The organism is Rhizobium sp. UFLA01-1127 (assembly GCF_059803845.1).
The window spans coordinates 12,833-33,966 of the sequence record NZ_JAUQTZ010000037.1 but is presented as its reverse complement, the minus strand read 5'-3'; the positions used below and the strand labels follow the sequence as shown (position 1 = coordinate 33,966).

General features: G+C 61.4%; 16 protein-coding genes. 6 read left to right on the top strand and 10 right to left on the bottom strand.

What is annotated here, in order from left to right; genetic code table 11:
* Window positions 1-100 precede the first annotated feature (100 nt).
* The 3 genes from Q4Q11_RS11920 to Q4Q11_RS11910 form a co-directional block, all read right to left on the bottom strand.
* Window positions 101-895 carry an FAD binding domain-containing protein gene (locus Q4Q11_RS11920; protein WP_498569602.1) on the bottom strand — a complete coding sequence of 265 codons (795 nt, stop codon included), beginning with the start codon at window positions 893-895 and terminating at the stop codon, window positions 101-103.
* A 20-nt stretch (window positions 896-915) separates the two neighbouring features.
* Entirely contained in the window at window positions 916-3,261 is a 2,346-nt protein-coding gene (locus tag Q4Q11_RS11915) for a xanthine dehydrogenase family protein molybdopterin-binding subunit (protein WP_498569601.1), read from the bottom strand.
* 84 nt (window positions 3,262-3,345) lie between these two features.
* The gene (locus tag Q4Q11_RS11910; protein ID WP_112504396.1) at window positions 3,346-3,834 is read right to left on the bottom strand and encodes a (2Fe-2S)-binding protein; all 489 of its coding nucleotides are present in this window, start codon (window positions 3,832-3,834) and stop codon (window positions 3,346-3,348) included.
* A 296-nt stretch (window positions 3,835-4,130) separates the two neighbouring features.
* Between Q4Q11_RS11910 and Q4Q11_RS11905 the strand changes: the two genes are divergently transcribed.
* The 6 genes from Q4Q11_RS11905 to Q4Q11_RS11880 all read left to right on the top strand — a co-directional run bounded on the left by Q4Q11_RS11905 (window position 4,131) and on the right by Q4Q11_RS11880 (window position 13,134).
* Window positions 4,131-4,430 (top strand): YMGG-like glycine zipper-containing protein, encoded by a 300-nt coding sequence (locus Q4Q11_RS11905; protein WP_069612891.1) that lies wholly within the window; start codon window positions 4,131-4,133, stop codon window positions 4,428-4,430.
* A complete protein-coding gene (locus Q4Q11_RS11900; RefSeq protein ID WP_498569600.1) occupies window positions 4,405-4,662 on the top strand; it encodes a hypothetical protein in 258 nt (85 codons plus the stop codon). Before Q4Q11_RS11905 ends, Q4Q11_RS11900 begins: the two co-directional genes overlap by 26 nt.
* An 85-nt stretch (window positions 4,663-4,747) precedes the next feature.
* Entirely contained in the window at window positions 4,748-6,673 is a 1,926-nt protein-coding gene (locus Q4Q11_RS11895; RefSeq protein ID WP_498569599.1) for an autotransporter assembly complex protein TamA, read from the top strand.
* Window positions 6,674-6,738: 65 nt separating this feature from the next.
* The gene (locus Q4Q11_RS11890) at window positions 6,739-10,923 is read left to right on the top strand and encodes a translocation/assembly module TamB domain-containing protein (RefSeq protein ID WP_498569598.1); all 4,185 of its coding nucleotides are present in this window, start codon (window positions 6,739-6,741) and stop codon (window positions 10,921-10,923) included.
* 472 nt (window positions 10,924-11,395) lie between these two features.
* Complete coding sequence (gene rocF / locus Q4Q11_RS11885; protein WP_112504402.1) at window positions 11,396-12,331, top strand: arginase; 936 nt, start codon at window positions 11,396-11,398, stop codon at window positions 12,329-12,331.
* A gap of 326 nt (window positions 12,332-12,657) precedes the next feature.
* On the top strand, window positions 12,658-13,134 hold the full coding sequence (locus tag Q4Q11_RS11880) for a chemotaxis protein CheW (protein WP_112504404.1): 477 nt from the start codon (window positions 12,658-12,660) through the stop codon (window positions 13,132-13,134).
* A gap of 118 nt (window positions 13,135-13,252) precedes the next feature.
* Here the strand turns inward: Q4Q11_RS11880 and Q4Q11_RS11875 are convergent, their stop codons facing one another.
* The 7 genes from Q4Q11_RS11875 to Q4Q11_RS11845 form a co-directional block, all read right to left on the bottom strand.
* A complete protein-coding gene (locus Q4Q11_RS11875) occupies window positions 13,253-13,519 on the bottom strand; it encodes a formate dehydrogenase subunit delta (protein WP_112504406.1) in 267 nt (88 codons plus the stop codon).
* The gene (gene fdhD, locus Q4Q11_RS11870; RefSeq protein WP_498569597.1) at window positions 13,509-14,336 is read right to left on the bottom strand and encodes a formate dehydrogenase accessory sulfurtransferase FdhD; all 828 of its coding nucleotides are present in this window, start codon (window positions 14,334-14,336) and stop codon (window positions 13,509-13,511) included. Before fdhD ends, Q4Q11_RS11875 begins: the two co-directional genes overlap by 11 nt.
* 229 nt (window positions 14,337-14,565) lie before the next feature.
* Window positions 14,566-17,445 carry a formate dehydrogenase subunit alpha gene (gene fdhF, locus Q4Q11_RS11865; protein WP_498569596.1) on the bottom strand — a complete coding sequence of 960 codons (2,880 nt, stop codon included), beginning with the start codon at window positions 17,443-17,445 and terminating at the stop codon, window positions 14,566-14,568.
* A 5-nt stretch (window positions 17,446-17,450) separates the two neighbouring features.
* Entirely contained in the window at window positions 17,451-19,007 is a 1,557-nt protein-coding gene (locus Q4Q11_RS11860) for a formate dehydrogenase beta subunit (RefSeq protein WP_498569595.1), read from the bottom strand.
* Window positions 19,004-19,483, bottom strand: coding sequence for a formate dehydrogenase subunit gamma (locus Q4Q11_RS11855; RefSeq protein WP_498569594.1), 480 nt, complete (start codon window positions 19,481-19,483; stop codon window positions 19,004-19,006). Before Q4Q11_RS11855 ends, Q4Q11_RS11860 begins: the two co-directional genes overlap by 4 nt.
* Before the next feature lie 160 nt (window positions 19,484-19,643).
* Window positions 19,644-20,540 (bottom strand): LysR family transcriptional regulator, encoded by an 897-nt coding sequence (locus Q4Q11_RS11850; protein WP_112504416.1) that lies wholly within the window; start codon window positions 20,538-20,540, stop codon window positions 19,644-19,646.
* 165 nt (window positions 20,541-20,705) lie between these two features.
* Window positions 20,706-21,044 (bottom strand): ArsR/SmtB family transcription factor, encoded by a 339-nt coding sequence (locus tag Q4Q11_RS11845; protein WP_498569593.1) that lies wholly within the window; start codon window positions 21,042-21,044, stop codon window positions 20,706-20,708.
* Between the last annotated feature and the right edge of the window lie 90 nt (window positions 21,045-21,134).

The window sequence follows — 21,134 nt, the reverse complement described above, 5'->3', positions numbered from 1 at the left end:
AATAACCATTCACGTCAAATTGACAATCGAAACCACATCCCGGACGCGAAAACCGGAGCGGAGGCTTTTGCCCGCCGCTCCGGCGTTCCTCGTGGCAAATCTATGCAGCAGCCACGGCGCGCTTCGCCATGACCTTGATCAAATTGGCACGATATTCGGCCGTCGCATGCAGGTCGGAGAGCAGCTCATCGGGATCGATGGTCACGCCCGCGACAGCCTCCGGCAGCCAGTTCGCCGCAAGCGCCTGCTCCATTGCGCCAAGACGGAAGACGCCGTTCGCACCCGCGCCGGTGACGGCAACACGCACGCCACCCGCGCCCTTGGCGACGAAGACACCCGTCATCGCGTAGCGAGAGGCCGGATTCGGAAACTTGGCGTAGCCCGCCCTTTCCGGTGCGTCGAAGGCGATGGAGGTGATCAGCTCCGCACCTCCCAGCGCCGTCTCGAACAGCCCGCGGAAGAAGTCGTCGGCTGCGATTTGCCGCCGGTCCGTGACGATGGTGGCGTTCAGCGCCAGCATCGCCGACGGATAGTCCGCTGCCGGATCGTTGTTGGCGACGGACCCGCCGATCGTGCCCATGTGCCGGACATGCGGATCGCCGATCATGCCGGCAAGGTCGCAGAGCGCCGGACAAACTGCGCGGATCGCCGCCGAGGAGGCAACCTCCGCATGGGTGGTCGCCGCCCCGATCGTGACCCTGCGGCCATCGACGCGGATCCCCTTGATCGAAGGGATATGCCGGAGATCGACGAGATCGCTCGGCGATGCCAGACGCTGCTTCATGGTGGCGATCAGCGTCATGCCGCCGGAGACGTACTTGCCTTCGTCGGTATCGGACAGAAGCTTGACGGCTTCGTCGACCGAGGAGGCGCGATGGTAATTCGTTGCATACATTGTCCTATCCTCCTCTCGTTTCAGGCCGTGGCCTGCGCTGCTTCCCACACCTTGAGCGGGGTTGCCGGCATGGTCAGCCTGTTGTTGCCGATGGCGTCGGTAATGGCGTTGATCAGCGCCGGCGGCGAGCCGATGGCGCCCGCCTCGCCGCACCCCTTGATGCCAAGCGGATTGTTCGGGCACGGCGTGTTCTGGTGCGAAAGCTGGAAGGAGGGCAGATCGTCGGCGCGCGGCATGGTGTAATCCATGAAGCTCGCCGTCAGAAGCTGGCCGCTCTCGTCGTAATGAACGCTTTCCAGCAGCGCCTGGCCGATGCCTTGCGCGATGCCGCCATGCACCTGTCCCTCGACGATCATCGGATTGATGATGTTGCCGAAGTCGTCGGCTGCGACGAACTGCACGATCTCGGTCTTTCCGGTTTCCGGATCGACCTCGACTTCGCAGATGTAGCAGCCGGCCGGGAAGGTGAAGTTCGCCGGATCGTAGAAGGCGGTTTCCTTCAAGCCCGGCTCCATGCCGGCGGGCAGGTTGTGCGCCGTATAGGAGGCAAGCGCCACCTGGAACCAGGGCAGCGTCTTGTCGGTGCCCGCCACCTTCAGCTCGCCATTCTCGATGACGATATCGCTTTCGTCGGCCTCCATCAGATGCGCGGCGATCTTCTTCGCCTTCGCCTCCACCTTGTCGAGCGCCTTGACGACGGCGGACATGCCGACGGCGCCCGAGCGGGAACCATAGGTGCCCATGCCCATCTGCACCTTGTCGGTATCGCCATGGACGATGGAGACGCTGTCGATCGGCACGCCGAGCCGGTCGGCCACGAGTTGCGCGAAGGTCGTTTCATGCCCCTGCCCATGGCTGTGCGAGCCAGTGAGCACCTCGATCGTTCCGACCGCGTTCACCCGTACCTCGGCCGATTCCCACAGGCCGACGCCGGCCCCGAGAGACCCGACCGCCTGCGAGGGCGCAATGCCGCAGGCTTCGATATAGCAGCTCATGCCGATGCCGCGCTTCATCCCCCGACGGGCAGCCTCGGCCTTGCGGGCTGGAAAGCCGCTCCAATCCGCCTGCTGCATGGCCGCGTTGAGCGAAGCCTCGTAGTCGCCAGCATCGTAGTTCATGATGACGGGCGTCTGATGGGGGAAGGAACGGATGAAATTGATCCTTCTGAGCTCCGCCGGCGAGACGCCGAGTTCGCGGGCCGCCGTTTCCACCGTGCGCTCCAGCAGATAGGTCGCTTCCGGCCGCCCTGCCCCGCGATAGGCATCGACGGGCACGGTATTGGTATAGACCGTGCGGACATTGGCATGGATCGCCGGAATGTCATATTGGCCCGACAGCAGCGTCGCATAAAGATAGGTCGGCACCGCCGAGGAGAAGAGCGACATGTAGGCGCCGAGATTGGCGATGGTATCGACCTTCAGCGCCGTCATGCGGTTTTGCGCATCGAAGGCCATCTTGACCTTGGAGACGTGATCGCGGCCATGCGCATCCGTGAGGAAGGCTTCGGTGCGGTCGGCCGTCCATTTGACGGGCACGCCGGTCTTCTTCGATGCCCACAGGCAGACGATTTCTTCCGGGTAAATGTAGATCTTCGAGCCGAAGCCGCCGCCGACGTCGGGCGCGATGACGCGGAGCTTGTTTTCCGGCGCGACATTGTAGAAGGCGCTCATGACGAGCCGGGCCACATGCGGGTTCTGGCTGGTCGTGTAGCAGGTATAGTGGTCTTCGGCCGCATCATAGATGCCGAGCGTGGCGCGCGGCTCCATGGCGTTCGGCGAGAGCCTGTTGTTGTGGATCTCGATTTCGGTGACGTGCGCAGCCTCGGCTATCGCCTTGTCGGTCGCTGCCGCGTCGCCCAGTTCCCAGTCGAAGATCAGATTGTTTGCCGCTTCCGGATGGATCTGCGGCGCGCCGGCTTTCAGCGCATCCACCGCCTCGACGACGGCAGGCAGTTCCTCGTAGTCGACGGCTACGGCTTCCGCCGCATCGCGTGCCTCGCCCAGACTGTCGGCAACGACGATGGCGACGGCGTCACCGACATAGCGGACGGTATCGACCGCCAGCGGCCGCCACGCGCCCATCTTCATCGGGGAGCCATCCTTTGAATGGATCATCCAGCCGCAGATCAGATTGCCAATGCCATCGGCAAGCAATTGCTTGCCTTCAAGCACGCCGATCACGCCCGGCATGGAAAGAGCCGCCGATGCATCGATGCCCCTGATCTTCGCATGCGCATGCGGGCTGCGAACGAAATAGGCATATTTCATTCCCGGCGTCACCATGTCGTCGGTGTAGCGCCCCTTGCCCGTCAGAAATCGCTTGTCTTCCTTGCGCGTCACGCGCGCGCCAATGCCTTCCACGCCCATCACATCCTCCCGTCGGGGTTGCGGGCCTGGCATCACGCCGAGACGATCATCATCGGCGTTTCGCCAGACGGTCTCGGTGAAACTCTATTCGGCCGCTTGGCTCGCGGCGTTCATCTCGGCATTGGCTGAAAGCACTGCCTTGACGATGTTGTGATAGCCGGTGCATCGACAGATATTGCCTTCAAGCTCGCTGCGCACCGTCTTTTCGTCCAATGCCCCGCCATGACGATTGATCATGTCGACAGCAGTCATCACCATACCCGGCGTGCAGAAGCCGCATTGCAGGCCATGATGCTCCTTGAAGGCAGCCTGAACGGGGTGCAGCTCGCCACTGGCGGCCAGACCCTCGATGGTTGTGATCTTGGAGCCGGAAGCCTGAACGGCCAGGATGGAGCAGCTCTTCACCGACCTGCCGTCCATGTGAATGACGCAGGCGCCGCACTGGCTGGTATCGCAGCCGACATGCGTTCCGGTCAGGCCGAGTTTTTCCCTGATGAAATGGACAAGCAGCGTGCGATCCTCGCACTCGCCGCTGACCGGACGGCCGTTCACCGTCAAAGTCACTTTTGCCATATTTTCCTCCTCGCCTCTCCTCCAGAGGCAAGGGCATCATTTGACTTTTTCGCAATCCAATCAACCTCTACTTTAGAGAGGAGGCTGATTTTCTGCTTGCCGCGGACTGTTTTGTTCTCCGAACGCGAGATTGCCTTTGTTCAGCAATAAAAAAACTGCCACCCGCCAATAGACAATCGTATTTTGCACGATATTTTCTATAGTTGCAGGACTGTAAAGACAGCCCATCGTGGTGGAGCTGAAGAATTGGGACGACGTTGGCCGGGGTTCGGCTTAACTAACGTTGGAGAGAGTAAATGAAGAAAGTTCTTATGCTCGCATTGGTCGGCTTGTCTATCGCAAGCTGCACGCCGACCGAACAGGGCGCAGGCATTGGCGCGGCATCCGGCGCGATCATCGGCGGCGCAGTCACCGGCAACGTCCGTGGCGCGGCAGTCGGCGCAGCGATCGGCGGCGTCTCCGGCGCCGTCATCGGCAGCGTCCAGGAACAGCCCGGCCAGTGCTACTATCGCGACCGCTACGGTCGTCGCTACATCGACGATTGCCCGCGCGGCGGCTATCGCGGTGGATATGGCGGCGGTTACGGCGGCTATTGATCGATATTTCACTGAAATTTCGAAAGTCCCGGGCCGCGGTCCGGGACTTTTCGATTCCGGCGGCAAAGAACCTTTGGCGTCGGCGCCGCAGCCAGCCAGAGCCTGCAAGAGCAACTCCGGCGCGCCGTTCTTCAGCCCGCCCGAATATGTGGAAACCTGCCCTGAAATCCGGGCGTTTTACCCGCTGACGGTCATGTTTTACCGTGTTTTGACTTCAAAACGGTACACCTGAGAGACTTTTGCCTCTATGGTGGCCGCGCGTTAACTCCCGGGAAACGTCAAACCGAGTAAGTTCTCATGTAACCGTAAAGCGGCGTATGCATAAAAGAACTGAACCGAAGAAGAGTATTGCGTATCGGCAGGCAGGAACCGTGGCAGCGGTTGCGGCAGCGCTTGCGCTTGGTCCGATGTATGCTGGAAATGCCTTTGCATTCAAGCTCTTCGGAATCAAGCTCTGGGGTGAGGATGAAACGGCGGATCAGGTTTCCGATCCCGTCCATTACACGGTCGATTTCAGGGCCGACAATCTCGACAAGGACCTGAAGGAAGCGCTGAGCCAGAGTTCGATGCTGGTTTCCGACAAGGACAAGCCCGTGTCCGGCGACCTCGGTGTCGTCGTGAAGGCGCGCGACGATCGCGATCGACTGATCGCCACGCTCTACGAAAAGGCCCGTTACGGCGGCGTGGTTACCATTTCCGTCAACGGCACCCCGATCGATGCGTTGCCGCCGACGCCCACCTTCAGCCGTGCCGCACCCGTCGCCGTTACCATCAGCGTCAATCCCGGACCGGTCTTCAAGCTTGGCAGGATAAACCTGCTTGGCGATGCCGCCCGGCTGGACCCGGCAAATTATGGCCTCGTACGCGGCGGCGATGCCGGCTCCCTGACGATTCTGAAGGCAGGCGACAAGATGGTCGCCGATTTCAAGAACGAGGGGCATCCGCTCGCCAAGCTCGAAAAGCGCGAGGTCGTCGCCGATCATGCGACCAATACGGTCGACGTTTCGCTGAAAGTCGACAGCGGCCCGGTCGCTCCTTTCGGCAATGTCGGCGTCACCGGTCAGAAGTCGGTCGATCCGGATTTCATCAAGCGCTATGCCCGCATCAATGAAGGCATGCCCTACTCGCCGGACGAATTGAAGAAGGCATCGGACCGACTGAGAAAGCTCGGCGTCTTTTCAAGCGTCACCATCCGCGAGGCCGACAAGCTGGCGCCCGATGGCAGCATCCCGACGACCATCGAGGTGTCGGAAGGCAAGCAGCGCTTCTTCGGCGTCGGCGCGCAATATTCCACCATCGACGGTTTCGGCCTGCAGGGCTATTGGGGGCATCGCAACCTGACGGGACGCGCCGACTCGCTGCGCATCGAGGGATCTGTCTCCCGCATCGGCGAGACCACGAATGTCGGCAAGCTGGATTACGCTGCCGGCATTACCTATGTGCGGCCGGCCACCTTCTACCCCTCGGCAACCCTCACGGCAGGCCTCAAGATGCAGAGCCTGCATCCGGACGCCTACGACGCCGATACCATCACCGCAAGCGGCAGTCTCGCCTACGAAATCAACGATCAGGATACCGTTTCCGCCGGCGGTGAAGTGTCTTACGAAAAGGACACGACCGACGCCTTCGGAAAGCAGAATTATCTGACGGTCGCGATCCCGCTCGAATATGTCCGCGATACGCGCGACAACAAGCTGGACCCGACCGAAGGATATCGTGCCTCGATCAGCGCCAAGCCGAGCTACGAGGCGATGGGCGGCACGGTTTTCAGCTCCTTCGAGGGCTCGATCACCGGCTACAAGGGCATAGGCGCCAACAACAACGTGGTCTTTGCCGGCAAGCTCGCTGCAGGCTCGCTGCTGGGTGCAAACAGCATCCAGGATATTCCCGCCACCCGGCGCTTCTATGCCGGCGGCGGCGGCTCGGTGCGCGGCTACAGCTATCAGGAAATCTCGCCTTATAATTCTCACGGTGATGAAACCGGCGGGCGCTCCTATGTGACCGCCTCCTTGGAAGCGCGGGTGAAGATCACCGATACGATCGGCGTCGTACCCTTCGTCGATATGGGCAGCGTCACCGACAGCGTCTTGCCCGACGGCTCCGACCTGCGCATTGGCGCTGGCGTCGGCTTGCGCTACGCTACCCCCTTCGGTCCGATCAGGCTCGATGTCGCCGTGCCGTTGAAGAAATATGACAATGGCACATCTTATGGCATCTATGCAGGCATCGGTCAGGCCTTCTGATAAACCGCGGAATTGTCGCAGGCCTTTCAGCACATGATTACGAAATTGAGGCTACTGTTGCTTTCATGAGCATACTGATTCGAATTCTCGGGAAATTGGTGCGCTGGATTGCTTATGCGGTCGTGGCAATCCTCTTGCTCGCGATTGCGGCTGTGCTCGTCGTCGGTCTGGTGCCCTCCGCAGCCGGCTACGCCGTCGACCAGGTGGCAAAGCTCGCCTCGACGCCGGATCGTACCATCGCCGTCGCCACCCCCTCCGGGCTGCTGAACGGCAATCTGAGGGTCGGCTCGATCACCGTTTCCGATACCAAGGGTATCTATGCCAAGGTGCAGAACCTCGCCATAGACTGGTCGCCGCTGTCTTTGCTGACCGGCACCTTCCATGCCGATCGCGTCGCAGCCGATGTCGTCGATTTCGAGCGTCTCCCCGTTTCGACGGCAGCGCCGGCGCAGGCAACGCAGCCGACAGGCAACGGCGGCTTCTCGCTGCCCATCGCCATCGGTATCGGTGCCATCGCTCTCCCCGATCTTCGCGTCGGACAGGCGGTGGCAGGCCAGGATTTTGTCCTGGCCGTCGATGGCAGCGCCAAGGCAAACAGCAGCAGCATCGGCCTCACGCTCAATGCCTTCAGGCATGACGTGCCCGATGCCAAGCTTTCCGCCGACATCGCCTTCGCGCCGGCCGAAAACCGATTGAAGCTGAAGACCCAGATTTCCGAGCCTCGCGACGGCATGCTGGCCGGCCTTCTGCATCTGCCGGGCGGCCCGGCCGTCAACATAGACCTCTCCGGCGAAGGCCCTCTTTCCAATTGGGCAGGCAAGCTGCAGGCAGCACTAGACGGTAAGCCGACGGTTGCCATCACCGGCCATCACAGCCTTTCGGCCGACGGCCTGCACCATGTGGATGTCAAGGGCGGCGGCAACGTCGATTCCCTGCTGCCGCCGACCATGCGGCCGCTCTTTGCCGGCCAGACGACAATCGATCTCTCCGCGACCTTCGACGGCAAAGGCAAGATCGATATCCAGACCGGCAATCTTGCCACCGGCAGCGCCGTGCTTGCCGCATCGGGCACGCTCGATCCCACCGGCAACAATAGCCTCAATGCCAATCTGCTCGGCACGTCCGGCCCCGTCGATTTCCGCTGGCCGATGGAAAACGGCGAGGTTCGCGCCTTGATCTCGCGAGTCGATGTCGCGCTCACCGGCGCGGCCCAGTCGGTCAAGATCGATGCCAAGGCTGCACTCGAAAGCGCCAGCACGCCGCAGGGCCAGATCGGACAAGTCAACCTCAGCGCCAGAAGCGATGCCTTCAATTTGGCCAGCATGTCCGGCCCGCTGCAGCTTCGCCTCGTCGTCGGCCAGACGGCTTTCATCAGTGCCGATCTCAATCGCCTCATCCGGGCGCCGATCGCCTTGACCGCACCGCTGCAGCTCTCGCCCGACACGATCGGCTTCAACAATACGACGCTCGAAAGCGCCAGCATCGGCGGCACGGTCAACGGCAAATATGCGCTGTCGTCAAAGGCGTTGACGGGCAATTTCAAGCTCTTCGCCCTGCCCGGCGTATTGCCGGACAGCGTTTCCAGCAAGTTCGAAGGCACGATTTCCCTGGAGGGTCAGGTCGCCGGCACCGTGCCGGCCAAGATGACGCTCTCCAATCTTGCGATCAAATCCAACGTCGCCGAGATCAACGGCAATGTCGCGCTCAACGGCCAGTCGCTGACCTCGGACATCACCGGCAAGGTGCTCGATCTTTCCAAGCTCGTTCCGAATGCGCAGGGACAAGCCGATATCGGCCTCAAGGCCAAGGGGCCTCTTAGCGCGCTCGGTATCGATGCAACGGTCAAGGCGGTCAATGTCAAGCTGGCGGGACGGCTGCTGGATACGCTCGATATCGGCTTGACAGGAACCGCCGACCCCAAGGCTCCACAGGTAAATATCCAGGCGAGCGGCGCAATCGACGGCAAGCCGATCCAGATTGCCGCCGACGCCGTTTCCAAGGATGGCCGCACCAGCATCCCGTCGCTGGCGGCCGAGATCGGCACCAACAAGCTGCAGGGCAAGCTGGACCTCTCGCCGAGCCTTGAGCCTAGCGGCGCCCTGACCTTCGACCTTCCCGATCTCAGCCTGCTTGCAGCGCTCGCCGGACAAAAAGCCGAAGGTGACCTCAAGGGCTCGCTCGATATCACCAGTGGCAATGGCAAGATCGGGCTGAAGGTCAACGCCAACGGCAGCGGCATCCGCCGCGACGATCTCGTCATCAGCAAGCCGGCCGTGGCGCTCAGCATTGACGATTTGAAAGCCTTTTCCGCCAGCGGAGGTATCCGCGCCGACGCCATCGCTTCCGGCGCCAACCGCATCGCCGATCTCAATCTGACCTTCACCCAGCAAGGCAGCCGCACGGACTTCGATCTGAAATCGAGCTACGACAATGCGCCGCTGACCACGCGCGGAAGCGTCGAGACAGCGGGCGGGCAGACGACCGTAAACCTCGATTCGTTCGCGGGCGCACCACGGACGATACCGGTGAAACTCGCATCGCCAACCAGGATCGTCATCAAGGATGGCATCGCTTCGCTGAACGGACTGACCCTTCAGACCGGTGGTGGTTCCATCACCGTCGACGGCACGGCGGGCCAGACTTTGAACATCAATGCCCGGATCGCCAATCTGCCGGCAAGCCTTGCCAATCTCTTCGCGCCGTCGCTTGCGGCAGAAGGCACCATCTCCGGCACCGTTGCGGTCACCGGCAAGGCGACCTCGCCTGCTGTCGTCTTCCAGACCAATTGGTCGGGGGCTGCAACAAGCCAGACGAAATCCGCCGGCCTCGCACCGCTCGGCATCAAGGCCGATGGCAAATTCGCCGACAATGTCGTGACCATCAACACCAACCTGACGGGCCAGAGCGGTCTCGCGCTCAATGGCGGCGGCACCGTCGCCGTTGCCGGCAGCAAGGCCATGGCATTGAAATTTTCCGGCAATGTGCCGTTCGATGCCCTTGCCGGCCAGCTCGCCGCCCAGGGCCTGGTCATGACAGGTTCGGCCAAGATCGACATGCAGATCGGTGGCACTACCGCCGCACCCGCCATCGCCGGCTCGATTTCCACCGACGGTGCCAAGCTGGTCGATGTCCGCCGCAACCTCACTCTTACCGGCCTCGCCGTCTCCGTCACGCTTGACGGCAAGCAGGCTGTCATCTCGCGGCTCAGCGGCAATTTGACGAGCGGCGGCAGCATTTCGGGCAGCGGCACGGTCGGTATTACCCCGGAGAGCGGCTTCCCCGCCGATATCCAGGTGAAGTTCAACAATGCGACCTATGTCGACGGAACCCTTGTCGCCGCGACCGTCAACGGCACCCTCGGCATCAAGGGGCCGCTGATGACGGCGCCGATGCTGACGGGCAATCTCAGGATCAACAAGGCGTCGATCACAGTGCCTGAAAAGCTGCCGGCCTCGCTGTCCGAGATCAACATCAAGCACAAGAATGCGCCGGCCGCAGTCAGTGCCCAGTTCAAGGATCAGAAGCCGGAGGGACCTCGAAGCAAATCGGCAACCCTCGGCATCGATCTGCAGCTCGATGCGCCCTCGCAGATTTTCGTGCGCGGCCGCGGCATCGACGCCGAACTCGGCGGCAGCATCACGGTGCGCGGCACGGCGGCAGAACCTATCGTATCCGGCGCCTTCACCATGCGGCGTGGACGCCTGACCATCTTGAGCCGCCGGCTTGATTTCACCGATACCAGCAAGATCACCTTCGGCGGAGACCTGACGCCCGCGCTCAACTTGGAAGCAACATCTTCGGTGAACTCCACCACAATCACGGTCGATGTCACCGGCCTCGCGACCGATCCCCAGATCGGCTTCTCGTCTTCTCCGGCTTTGCCGCAGGACGAGGTTCTCGCCCAGCTGATCTTCGGTCAATCCATGTCGAAACTTTCGGCCATGCAGATCGCCCAGCTTGCCGATGCCGCCAGCCAGCTTGCCGGCGGACGCTCGACCTCGTTGTTCGAAGGCCTGCGCAGCCATCTCGGCGTCGACGATCTGGATATCTCCACGGATGCGAACGGCCAGGCACAGGTCGGTGCCGGTAAATATCTCAACAGCCGTACCTATATCGAGCTGCAGCAGGGCGCCTCCAACAACACCAAGGCCATCATCAATTTCAATGTCGGGCGCGGGGTGAAGCTGCGTGGTGCCGCTGGATCTGACGGCGCCGGAGAAGCCGGAGTCGTCTACGAGCATGAATATTGAGGAACCCTCGCCCTCGAAAACAGACGGTCATCGAAGGTTTGCCGAGCCCCTCGAACAACACGATTGTCCTCATGCCGGCGGCGCGCGTCCACTGCCGGTGCGAATGGTGGAGGCGCCGCAATCGCGTCCTTGACCAGCCGTTCGATAGAGGCCTGCCACTGCCGCGTCGTCGCCGCAGCCAGGACGGAGATGCGCGCATTGTGGTCTAGCGCGCTCGCGGGTTCGCATGAAGATTGTCCTTATGCTTGCCATTCTGCGCAATCCGATTGATCAATCCGTCAAATACTAGTGAATTCTGGACAATTTTCCATCTTTTTGCTGTCATCCAGACCATTGATAATGCGCGCCGACATCATCCAGACCAGTTCGGCTCTTCATGGTCCCGATCTGTTTATCTCATTGTTTTCACGCTTTTCCGGGCAAGAGCCGCTGCGGCTTTTCCGGGATCGCTCTAACCCTCGGAGCAATGCCGATGAATACGCAATCCACTCTCGTTACCTTGATCGGCGTTCCCTTGGAGGAAGGTTCCGGCCGCCGCGGCGCGGGCATGGGTCCGACGGCGCTTCGTATTGCCGGCATCGAAACCACGTTGGCCGAACTCGGCCACCGTGTCACGGATAGCGGCGATCTGCATCCGGTGCCGGCAATAGATCTGCCGGACCATCCGCACGCTCACAATCTGAAGATCGTCGGCGCCTTCACGCGTGCGCTGGAGGCAAAGGTCTATGATGTCGCGTCGTCCGGCGGCTTCCCGCTGATTCTCGGCGGCGACCACAGCCTCTCCATGGGCAGTGTTTCCGGCATGGCCCGCCATGCGGCGGAGGCCGGCCGTCCGCTCTTCGTGCTCTGGCTCGACGCTCACTCCGATTTCAATTCGCCCGCCACCTCCCCATCAGGCAATATTCACGGCATGCCCGTCGCATTCTTTTGCGGCGAAGCCGAGATCGAACGCGTTCTGCCGGCCGGCCGCCCGCTGGTCGATCCGACAAAGGTCTTCCAGGTCGGCATCCGCTCCGTCGATCCGCGCGAACGCGAAGAGATCCGCGAACACGGCGTCAACGTCTTCGACATGCGCTCGCTCGACGAACAGGGTGTCGCCGCCATCATGCGCAAGGTGCTCGATACCGTCAGCGCCGCCAACGGCCTGCTGCATGTCAGCTTCGACGTAGACTTTCTTGACCCCGATATCGCCCCCGGTGTCGGAACGACGGTGCCTGGCGGCGCCACCTATCGCGAAGCGCATCTCATCATGGAAATGCTCTCCGACAGCAACCTCGTCTCGTCGCTCGATCTCGTCGAGCTCAACCCCTTCCTCGACGACCGCGGCAAGAGTGCCCGCGTTCTCGTGGAAATGGCCGCAAGCCTTTTCGGCCGCCGTATTTTCGATCGGCCGACACGGGCTGCCTGAGGCGGTCCATTTTTCCATCGAGGCCATCCTCGCCCTTCGACAAGCTCAGGGTGAGGATGGGGCGAGCTGCATCTTTGATGCGGCTTACCGTTCCTCTGCAGCAGATCGAGAAGACCAGCTCTCATGGTGAGTAAGCCCAAAGGGCTGTCTCGAACCACGGGGGCGGGTGGCTAGTCTCCTTACAACCTCCATAACTTCCGGCATCACGCCTCAGGTACCTATACAGTCGAAACCGCTTGTATAGATTTAGGTTTGAGCAATGTTCTTGCTTTATCGTGTCACCAATACGCCGGATTCGGCGTCGCGCTTCAACGGGAAGAACGTCCATGGCCACGATCAATTCCACCAGCTTCAGCGGCGAAACTCTGGAGATCATTGCCTTCCGGCTGCATGATCAGGAATTTTGCGTCAAGACCACCACGATCCGCGAAATCCGCGGCTGGGCGCCGTCGACGCCGATCCCGCACGCACCGGCCGATGTCATCGGCGTCATGAACCTGCGCGGCTCGGTCATCCCGATCATCGATCTCGCCTACAAGCTCGGCATGCAGAGCACGGTTGCCAACGAGCGCAGCGCCATTGTCGTTGCCGAAGTGCACAGCATGGTCATCGGCATGCTCGTCGACCGCGTCTCCGACATTCTGACGATCGCTTCCAGCCAGGTGCAGCCGGTTCCGGAAGTCACGGCATCCTTCGACCGCGCCTACTGCGAAGGCATCATCGCCACCGAGAATGGAATGATCTGCTTCCTGAACCTCGCCAAGATGTTCAAGGAAAATGAAACAGAAGAACTGGCCGCGTAATTTCGCGGGACCGATCTCTTTGAAAAAGCCGCTCCGGTCTTTCGGGGCGGCTTCTTCATTTTGGCGGAACGTCAACCGAGCACGGCGTAAGTGCCTTGATCGCCGCGCATTTTTTATATTAAGCCGGCTTAATTTCTTCTGCCGGCGCAGGCTTGTGGATCAGCGCCGCCGCCTCCAGCACCAGCGGGCTCAGCCCGCTATCCCCATGCTCGATGATCGCGAACAACTGACGCCGCATACGCGGCTCCCAGAACTTGTTGATATGCGTGGCAACCCCCTGCACGGCTTCGTTTGCGGGCTGCGTCTTAAAGAAGGTGGCGATCTGGTTCGCCATATAGATGAGCTTGGCTTCGGTCTTGCCGTGCGGCGTTTCGTCAGGCGACATCGGCGATGCTCCCCGTGATAATGCGATGCGGATGGGTGAAAATCTCGAAATCGTCGCCGCGTACCAGCGCCACGAGCGTCATGCCGGCCTCGTCCGCCGTGCGGATGGCGAGCGCTGTCGGCGCCGAGATGGCGACCAGTATGGAAGTGCCCAGAATCGCCGTCTTCTGAACCATCTCGACCGAAAGCCGGCTGGTGACAGCCACCACGCCTTCGGTCCCTTTGTGACCGGAGCGGATGACCGCGCCGCAGAGTTTGTCCAGCGCATTGTGCCTTCCGACATCCTCGCGCACGGCAAGCAGTCCCTCGGTTGGAATATAAAAGCCAGCGCCATGCACGGCGCGCGTCGCGCGATGCAGCGGCTGGGCATCGTTAAGCAGCGCGACCCCACGGACGATGTCCTTCTGCGTCAGCTTCAAAGCGACCTTCGAAACGTCAGGCACCTTCCGTACCGCCTGCTCGATCGATTCGATGCCGCATAGACCACAGCCGACGGGTCCTGCCATATGGCGGCGCCGCAGCCGCAGGGCATCAGCGGCATCGTCGACGAGAGTGATCTGTACATCGATCCCCTGCTCGTCCTCTATTGGTTCGACGGCCGCGATCTGATCGATATCGGTAATGATGCCCTCAGTCAGGCTGAAACCGATCGCAAAATCCCCGATATCGGCGGGCGTTCCCATCATGACCGCATGCGACGTGCCGCCATAGGAAAAGGCGATCGGCACTTCCTCGGGGACGACGCGCGTCCCCGAACGCAGCAGGCCATTGCGGCGGACGGTTTCGGAGACGGGAGTAGTGGGAGGGAATTTGGTCATTGTCCGGCCGGGCGTGGAGTACCCCCCTCTGTCACTTCGTGACATCTCCCCCACAAGGGGGGAGATTGGTAACGCGCAGCACTCTCTTGCCTCAAGCAAACATCCAGACTGCTGAAATCGGTGCCTATTGTCTTGCTAGTGACAAGCCGCAAACTCCCAACAATCTCCCCCCTTGTGGGGGAGATGTCGCGAAAGCGACAGGGGGGGGTATATTTCCCCACACTTCGGCTCACTCAGCTGCCTCCATCTTCCCAACGATGCGTCGCGATTGCCGCGCCTGCTCATCATAATCGACCTGCCACTGAGACGGGCCGTTCGACGGCGAGACCTGCACCGCCGTCACCTTGTATTCCGGGCAATTCGTCGCCCAGTCGGTGTAATCGGTGGTGATGACGTTCGCCTGCGTATCCGGATGATGGAAGGTCGTGTAGACGACGCCGGGAGCGACACGGTCGGTAATCAATGCTCGAAGCGTCGTGTCGCCGGAGCGGCTGCTGAGCCGGACCCAGTCGCCGTCACGGATGCCGCGCTGCTCCGCGTCGTGCGGATGGATTTCCAATCGATCCTCCGCATGCCAGACCACATTCTCCGTCCGCCGCGTCTGCGCGCCGACATTGTACTGGCTGAGAATGCGCCCGGTGGTGAGCAGCAGCGGGAAGCGCGGGCCGGTGCGCTCGTCGGTCGCGACATATTCCGTGCGGATGAACTTGCCCTTGCCGCGCACGAAACCGTCGATATGCATGATCGGCGAACCGAGCGGCGTCTTCTCGTTGCAGGGCCACTGCACGGAACCCATCTTTTCGAGATAGTCGTAGGAAACGAGAGCGAAGGTCGGCGTCGTCGCGGCAATCTCGTCCATGATCTCGGACGGATGCGTGTAGTTCCAGCCGAGACCCATGGCCTGCGCCATCTTCTGCGTCACTTCCCAGTCGGCATAGCCGTTCCGCGGTGTCATGACCTTGCGAACGCGGTTGATGCGACGTTCGGCATTGGTGAAGGTGCCGTCCTTTTCCAGGAAGGTCGAGCCCGGCAGGAAGACATGCGCATAGTTGGCCGTCTCGTTCAGGAAGAGGTCGTGAACCACGACGCATTCCATTGCGGCGAGGCCGGCTGCGACATGTTTGGTATCCGGATCGGACTGAAGGATATCCTCGCCCTGAATATAGAGACCCTTGAACGTGCCTTCGACGGCGGCATCGAGCATATTCGGGATACGAAGACCCGGCTCGTTGTTGAGCTTCACGCCCCACAGCTTTTCGAAGACTTCGCGCGTGGCATCGTCGGAGATGTGGCGATAGCCGGTCAGCTCATGCGGAAAGGACCCCATGTCGCAGGAGCCCTGCACATTGTTCTGGCCGCGCAGCGGGTTCACGCCGACACCGGGACGGCCGATATTGCCGGTCGCCATGGCAAGGTTGGCGATCGCCATGACCGTCGTCGAGCCCTGGCTGTGTTCGGTGACGCCGAGGCCATAATAGATCGCACCGTTGCCGCCCTTGGCATAAAGGCGCGCTGCCCCGCGCACGAGATCGGCGGGAACGCCGGTGTATTTTTCCGTTTCCTCCGGGCTATGCTGCGGCTCGGCAACGAAGGCCGCCCAATCCTCGAATTCCGACCAGTCGCAGCGTTCGCGAATGAATTTCTCGTCGAACAGGCCTTCGGTAACGATGACGTGAGCCAGCGCCGTCAGCATGGCGACATTGGTGCCCGGCTTCAAAGGCAGATGATAACTGGCCTCGACATGCGGCGTGCGCACGAGATCGATGCGGCGCGGATCGATGACGATCAGCTTGGCACCCTGACGCAGGCGCTTCTTCAGGCGCGAACCGAAGACCGGGTGACCGTCCGTCGGGTTGGCACCGATGACGATAACGACATCGGAATGCTCGACGCTGTCGAAGTTCTGCGTGCCTGCCGACGTGCCGAAGGCCTGGCCGAGGCCATAACCTGTGGGAGAATGGCAGACGCGGGCACAGGTATCGACATTGTTGTTGCCGAAGCCGGCGCGCACGAGCTTCTGCACCAGATAGGTTTCCTCGTTGGTGCAGCGCGAGGAGGTAATGCCACCGACGGAATCGCGGCCGTACTGATACTGCAGTCGCTTGAACTCGGTGGCGATATGGGCAAAGGCCTCGTCCCAGGTCACCTCGCGCCAGGGATCGGTCACCTTCTCGCGGATCATCGGGTTGAGGATACGGTCCTTGTGGGTCGAATAGCCATAGGCGAAGCGGCCCTTGACGCAGGAATGGCCGCGATTGGCCTGGCCATCCTTCCAGGGCACCATGCGCACCAGCTCCTCGCCGCGCATTTCCGCCTTGAAGGAGCAGCCGACGCCGCAATAGGCGCAGGTGGTGACGACGGAATGTTCCGGCTGGCCGATCGATATGACAGACTTTTCGGTCAGCGTCGCGGTCGGGCAGGCCTGCACGCAGGCGCCGCAGGAAACGCATTCGCTATCGATGAAATTCTCGTGCATGCCGGCCGAGACGCGAGAATCGAAGCCGCGGCCTTCGATGGTCAGCGCGAAGGTGCCCTGCACTTCCTCGCAAGCGCGCACGCAGCGCGAGCAGACGATGCACTTCGAGGCATCAAAGGTGAAATAAGGATTGGACTCGTCTTTCGGCGCCCATTTCAGATTGATGTCGCCATTGTTGCGCGCCTTGACGTGATTGTCGCCCTCATAGCCGTAGCGCACGTCACGCAGGCCGACGGCGCCAGCCATGTCCTGCAATTCGCAATCGCCATTGGCAGCACAGGTCAGACAGTCGAGCGGATGGTCGGAAATATAGAGTTCCATCACGCCGCGGCGGATGTCCTTCAGCCGTCCGGTTTGCGTATGGACGACGATGCCGGGGGCGACCGGCGTCGTACACGAGGCCGGCGTACCGTTGCGGCCTTCGATTTCGACAAGGCAGAGCCGGCAGGAGCCGAAGGCGTCGATCATGTCGGTGGCGCAGAGCTTCGGCACCTCGATGCCGGCTTCCATCGAGGCGCGCATGATCGACGTGCCCTCAGGCACCGTAATCTGCTGTCCGTCGATGGTCAGCGTCACCATGGTTTCGGATTGGGAGGCGGGCGTGCCATAATCGATTTCTGGAACGAGGGACATGGCTCTTACTCCGCCGCTTCGATCAAGGGAGCCGGAGAAAAATCCTCCGGGAAATGGGTCATCGCACTCATGACGGGATAGGGCGTGAAGCCGCCGAGTGCACAGAGCGAACCGAACTTCATCGTGTTGCAGAGATCGGCGAGCAGCTCCTTGTTCTTCTCCGGTTCGATACCGCGCGCGATCTTGTCGGCCGTCTCGACGCCGCGCGTCGAGCCGATGCGGCAGGGCGTACACTTGCCGCAGCTTTCGACCGCACAGAACTCCATCGCGAAACGGGCCTGCTTCAGCATGTCGGCAGTATCGTCGAAGACGACGAGGCCGGCGTGGCCGATCAACCCGTCCTTGGCCGCAAAGGCTTCATAGTCGAACGGTGTGTCGAACAGAGAGCGCGGGAAATAGGCGCCCAGCGGGCCGCCCACCTGTACTGCCTTGACCGGCCGGCCCGTCGCGGTGCCGCCGCCGATCCGCTCGACGATATCGCCGAGCGAAAGGCCGAAAGCCGTCTCGTAAAGGCCGCCATGCTTGACGTTGCCGGCGATCTGCAATGGGATCGTGCCGCGCGAACGGCCCATGCCGAAATCGCGGTAGAAGGCGGCGCCCTTGTCCATGATGATCGGGACCGAGGCGAGCGAAATCACGTTGTTGATGACGGTCGGACGGTCGAACAGACCCATGTGCGCCGGCAGCGGCGGCTTGGCGCGCACGACGCCGCGCTTGCCTTCGAGGCTGTTCAGCAGCGCCGTTTCCTCGCCGCAGACATAGGCGCCGGCACCGGTGCGGATTTCCATATCGAATGCCTTGCCGGAGCCGAGCACCGAGGTTCCGAGAATGCCGGCCTTGCGCGCGATTTCGACCGCTTCGGTCATGGTGGCGATCGCATGCGGATATTCCGAACGCGTGTAGACGAAACCCTTCGTCGCCCCCGTCGCGAGGGCAGCTATCACCATGCCTTCGATCAGCACGAAGGGATCGCCTTCCATGATCATCCGGTCGGCAAAAGTGCCGCTATCGCCCTCGTCGGCATTGCAGACGATGTATTTGCGGTCGCCTGGAGCGTCGAGCACCGTCTTCCACTTGATGCCCGTCGGGAAACCCGCACCGCCGCGGCCTCGAAGGCCGGAGCCGGTGACTTCCTTGACAATATCTCCTGATGCCATGCCGATGGCGCGACGCAGGCCTTTCAGGCCGCCATGAGCTTCGTAATCCCGCAGCGAAAGCGGATCGGTAATGCCGCAGCGGGCAAAGGTCAGGCGGGTCTGCTCTTTCAGGAATGGGAGGTTTTCGACCTCCCCAAGACAGAGCGGATGCTCGCGGCCCTCAGCGAGCCCGGCATCGAACAGACCAGAGACGTCCTTTGCCTTCACCGGCCCATAGCCGATGCGCTTGCCGCCGATCTCGACTTCCACCAAAGGCTCGAGCCAGAACATGCCGCGCGAGCCGTTGCGCACGATGCGCGCATCGAGGCCGCGTTTGGCGATTTCCTGCGCGGCCGATTTCGCCACCTTCTCAGCACCCAGCGAAAGGGCGGCGGCATCGCGGGGGATATAGATGGTGAGCGTCATTGGCGCGCCTCCTTCACCAGGTCTTCGGCGCTCTCGGCGTCGAGCCGGCCATGCACCTCTCCATCCAGCATCGCGGCCGGAGAGCAGGCACAGAGACCGAGACAGTAGACGGGCTCAAGCGTAACGCTGCCATCGAGCGTCGTTTGGTGAAAATCGATGCCCAGCAGCTGCTTGACGCGCTCCGCGACCGCATCGCCACCCATCGACTGACAGGCTTCGGCACGACAGAGCTTCAGGACGTGGCGACCCGCCGGATGGTCGCGATAGTCATGATAGAAGGTCATGACGCCATGTACTTCCGCGCGAGACAGGTTGAGTGCCCTAGCGATCAGCGGCAGCGCTTCCGGCGGCACATGGCCGAATTCCTCTTGAATCCCGTGCAGGATCGGCAAAAGCGGCCCCTCCATCGATTTCATATTATCGATGATGGCACCGGCGCGGGTTGCGACATCGCCCGCGGCCTGATTCAAACCCATTAGCAGCCTCCCGCGCATGGCTCTGAAAATCGAAGGCACATCTTCAGACAAGGCTCATGCGGCATTTCCTCTATGGCGCGCGATCGACACGCCTTGATTTAAAGTCGCAGGGAGAGGGCCAGGGATCAATAAGGCAGTCCCGTCGATCGATAGAGAATTTCTATCGATTCTTGAGACCCTCTGCGAGCAATCTTGCCTCATGCAACAGGGCCGATACGAGCGGCGTGAAGGGCTCCCGATGCGTGGCGACCAGCCCGACGAGATGCTCCGCCTCCGGTTCCGTGATCGGAATTTTGTGAATATCGGCCGGAAAACCGAAAGAATCGGCGATATTCTTCGGCATGATGCTCGCCCAGCGCCCCGTCTGCACATGCGAGAACAGCACGATCATCGAATTGGATTCCAATGTCGGGTTGGCTGCAACGCCCGCTTCGGCCAGATGCCGGTTGATGATGCGGCGGTTCTGCATGTCGGCGGTCAATAGACAAAGCCGAAGGTTGCCGACTTCCTTCCAAGTCACGCTCTCCCGCTCGGAAAACGGGCTGCCGGCCGCCGTGATCAGGTGATAACGCTCGGCATAGAGCGGCACGCTGGTGACACGGCCGAGCGGCTCGTTTTCCAGATAAGTGATGCCGGCATCGATCTCGAGATTTTCAAGCAGGCTCAAAACCTGCAGCGAATTGCGCGATATGATGGAGAAGGTGACGTCGGGATGCCTTTCCTGGAAAGGAGTGGTGATTTTCGGGATCATGGCAAGCGCCGTCGGGATGGCCGCAATCCGGATATGGCCGGCAAGCCCCTTGCGCGCTGCCCGCATTTCCTCGCGCATGGTGCGGCTGTCGCCGACGATGCGGCGCGCCCATTCCAGCACGCGCTGTCCCTCGGGCGTCAGCCCCTGAAAGCGCGAGCCGCGGCTGACGAGTATCACGCCGAGCTGGTCCTCGAGCTGCCTGATCGCCGCCGACAATGTCGGCTGCGTCACGCCGCACTCTTCGGCGGCGCGGCCAAAATGCTTCTGATTCGCCAGCGCTATGAAGAATTCCAGCTTGTCGATCATTCCACTCTCCCAACGCGAAAGAGTTAGAGCAATTCCAGGAAAAGTGCGAAGCGGTTTTCCGTCCGGAATTGCGTGAGAACAAAAGGTATAGAGCGTTTTCGCGATTCGGAGAAAAGCAGAGACACCTAGACCGCTGGCCTGGCAAGCGCAACACCGCGCCGGACATCAACGATCGGTCTCGCAGAAGGCTTCCTGCAGCGAATCGACCACGGCACAGATTTCAGACCGCGAAACGGCATAATGAATGAGCCGTCCCTCGCGGCGCGTATCGACCAGATTGTCCAGACGAAGGCGTGCCAGATGCTGCGAAACGACAGCCTGCGGCAGATCGAGAAGAGCCTCGAGCTCCATCACCGTTTTCTCGTGCTTGGCAAGCACGAAAAGAATCGCCAAGCGGGTTTCGTGCGACAATGCTTTCAGTAGCGCGCTAGCCTTGCGCGCCCTGTCGGTCATTTCCTCGACATCATGTTTCGCAGCGCGGCGCCGCGGTAGAGACGACGACATATCACAGCCTCTAGTAAGAAATCCCCCAGAGGCATGCTTATAATATTATCAAATCAGACGCTTATTCAAAAACACCTGGAAAACCAAAAA

Bases quoted from the DNA above. Each gene is read 5' to 3' on its own strand.
- fdhF (WP_498569596.1), bottom strand. From the start codon at position 17,445: ATGTCCCTCGTTCCAGAAATCGATTATGGCACGCCCGCCTCCCAATCC.
- Q4Q11_RS11875 (WP_112504406.1), bottom strand. From the start codon at position 13,519: ATGTCGCCTGACGAAACGCCGCACGGCAAGACCGAAGCCAAGCTCATC.
- Q4Q11_RS11855 (WP_498569594.1), bottom strand. From the start codon at position 19,483: ATGGGTTTGAATCAGGCCGCGGGCGATGTCGCAACCCGCGCCGGTGCC.
- Q4Q11_RS11915 (WP_498569601.1), bottom strand. From the start codon at position 3,261: ATGGGCGTGGAAGGCATTGGCGCGCGCGTGACGCGCAAGGAAGACAAG.
- Q4Q11_RS11860 (WP_498569595.1), bottom strand. From the start codon at position 19,007: ATGACGCTCACCATCTATATCCCCCGCGATGCCGCCGCCCTTTCGCTG.
- Q4Q11_RS11845 (WP_498569593.1), bottom strand. From the start codon at position 21,044: ATGTCGTCGTCTCTACCGCGGCGCCGCGCTGCGAAACATGATGTCGAG.
- Q4Q11_RS11920 (WP_498569602.1), bottom strand. From the start codon at position 895: ATGTATGCAACGAATTACCATCGCGCCTCCTCGGTCGACGAAGCCGTC.
- Q4Q11_RS11910 (WP_112504396.1), bottom strand. From the start codon at position 3,834: ATGGCAAAAGTGACTTTGACGGTGAACGGCCGTCCGGTCAGCGGCGAG.
- fdhD (WP_498569597.1), bottom strand. From the start codon at position 14,336: ATGACCAAATTCCCTCCCACTACTCCCGTCTCCGAAACCGTCCGCCGC.
- Q4Q11_RS11880 (WP_112504404.1), top strand. From the start codon at position 12,658: ATGGCCACGATCAATTCCACCAGCTTCAGCGGCGAAACTCTGGAGATC.
- rocF (WP_112504402.1), top strand. From the start codon at position 11,396: ATGAATACGCAATCCACTCTCGTTACCTTGATCGGCGTTCCCTTGGAG.
- Q4Q11_RS11890 (WP_498569598.1), top strand. From the start codon at position 6,739: ATGAGCATACTGATTCGAATTCTCGGGAAATTGGTGCGCTGGATTGCT.
- Q4Q11_RS11900 (WP_498569600.1), top strand. From the start codon at position 4,405: ATGGCGGCGGTTACGGCGGCTATTGATCGATATTTCACTGAAATTTCG.
- Q4Q11_RS11895 (WP_498569599.1), top strand. From the start codon at position 4,748: ATGCATAAAAGAACTGAACCGAAGAAGAGTATTGCGTATCGGCAGGCA.
- Q4Q11_RS11850 (WP_112504416.1), bottom strand. From the start codon at position 20,540: ATGATCGACAAGCTGGAATTCTTCATAGCGCTGGCGAATCAGAAGCAT.
- Q4Q11_RS11905 (WP_069612891.1), top strand. From the start codon at position 4,131: ATGAAGAAAGTTCTTATGCTCGCATTGGTCGGCTTGTCTATCGCAAGC.